1 protein-coding gene is annotated in these 241 nt (G+C 51.5%); it reads left to right on the top strand.

Annotated features, from left to right (window positions below; translation table 11 throughout):
• A partial coding sequence (locus tag HBA93_RS23165) for a Smr/MutS family protein (RefSeq protein WP_221724793.1) occupies positions 1-241 on the top strand: 241 nt, incomplete at both ends.

Below are 241 nucleotides of genomic sequence, written 5' to 3'. Positions count from 1 at the left end.
CAGCAAAAGCTGCGAGCGAAACATCCCTGCAAACACGCAAAAAGCAGGAGACGGTTACCAATCCGCTCCATGATATTGACCGGCCAACCATCCGCAAAATTGCCAAAGGGCGTGTTGAAATTCAGGCAAGGATCGATTTGCACGGTATGCGTCAGCGCGAGGCGCATGACCTGCTTTACAGTTTTCTTGTAGATGCTTGGCACAGAGGCCTGCGCTTTGTGCTGGTTATTACCGGTAAAGG

The sequence above is a fragment of the Ochrobactrum sp. SFR4 genome, assembly GCF_019730395.1.
Taxonomy (GTDB): Bacteria; Pseudomonadota; Alphaproteobacteria; order Rhizobiales; family Rhizobiaceae; genus Pseudochrobactrum.
The sequence above is the reverse complement of the archived record's forward strand: the minus strand, read 5'-3'. Positions and strand labels throughout refer to the sequence as shown.